This is a genomic window from Gemmatimonadota bacterium, assembly GCA_026706345.1.
Lineage (GTDB): Bacteria > JAAXHH01 > JAAXHH01 > JAAXHH01 > JAAXHH01 > JAAXHH01.
In genome coordinates, this window is the sequence record JAPOYX010000253.1 from 1 (window position 1) to 1,087 (window position 1,087).

Consider the following 1,087-nt stretch of genomic DNA (forward strand, 5'->3'; position numbering starts at 1 on the left):
CGCGACTCCGGTTGCAGCGACGGAGAGATTCTCGAGGTCAACCAGGTCGTGGCGTACTTCAATTACTCGAATCGCCTCCTGAACGGCCTGGGCGTGACGACGGACGGTGACGAAATTGGCTACTACGACTGACCAGGACGTCGGCTCGCATTCCACAACCTACTTGCGAAATGCCTGGTATGTCGCGGCCTTGTCGAGGGAAATCGGCAGGCAATTGACGCCGTTGCAGATGCTTGGCGAACGGATCGTGGTATTTCGCGACCGCCGCGGTGTACCGGTTGTGCTTGAGGACGCCTGCCCCCACAGAAAGTTGCCGTTGTCCAGGGGGCGGCTCACGGGCAACTGTGTCGAATGCGGTTACCATGGATTGACGTTCGACGCTTCCGGCGCCTGCGTCAGGGCGCCGACGCAAGGTCTGATTCCACCTCTGGCTCGCGTGCTCAGCTATCCGGCCGTGGACAAGTACGGTCTCCTGTGGGTGTGGATGGGCGAACCGTCTGCGGCAGACGAAGCCGATCTGATCGACATCGAATACGCAGAGCATCCGGACTGGCATATCACCCGGGGCGCCGCGTTGTCGTGCCGGTGCAATTACCTCTACCTGATGGACAACCTTCTCGACCCTTCCCACGTTGCGTGGGTTCATCCAACGACGTTCGCCTCTTCGGGCACGCAGGACACGCCGCTTCATCGGGAAGAGCGATCCGACGGTCTCGTCGTGAGCCGCTGGATCAGGGACGTTGAGCTTCCCGGCTATTACACACGGCTTGTCAAGTTCACGGGAAACTGCGACCGGCTGCAGCACTACGAAGTTCGATACCCCTCGACCGCGATCAACAGATCCATTTTCGTCCCCTCCGGTCAGGGTGGCGAACATTGGCGCCAGGCGGAGCATCCGTACGTCATGGTCTCCTACCACTTCATCACGCCGACCGACGAGAACAATACCCGGTACCACTGGTTGCAACAGCGAAATACGGATTCCGACGACGAATCGATCACCGAGACGATCGCCCAGGGCGCATTGGAAGCGTTCGAAGAGGATCGCGAGGTGTTGGAGGCCGTGCACGAGGGTATTGCCAACGAG

Annotated in this window: 2 protein-coding genes; both read left to right on the top strand. The window is 60.2% G+C overall.

Translation table 11 applies throughout. The features are described 5' to 3' along the window. The coding region (locus OXG98_17975; GenBank protein ID MCY3773899.1) for an alkylhydroperoxidase at positions 1-132 on the top strand (132 nt) is incomplete at its 5' end. Continuing rightward, a partial coding sequence (locus OXG98_17980; protein MCY3773900.1) for an aromatic ring-hydroxylating dioxygenase subunit alpha occupies positions 116-1,087 on the top strand: 972 nt, incomplete at its 3' end. The genes OXG98_17975 and OXG98_17980, both read left to right, overlap by 17 nt.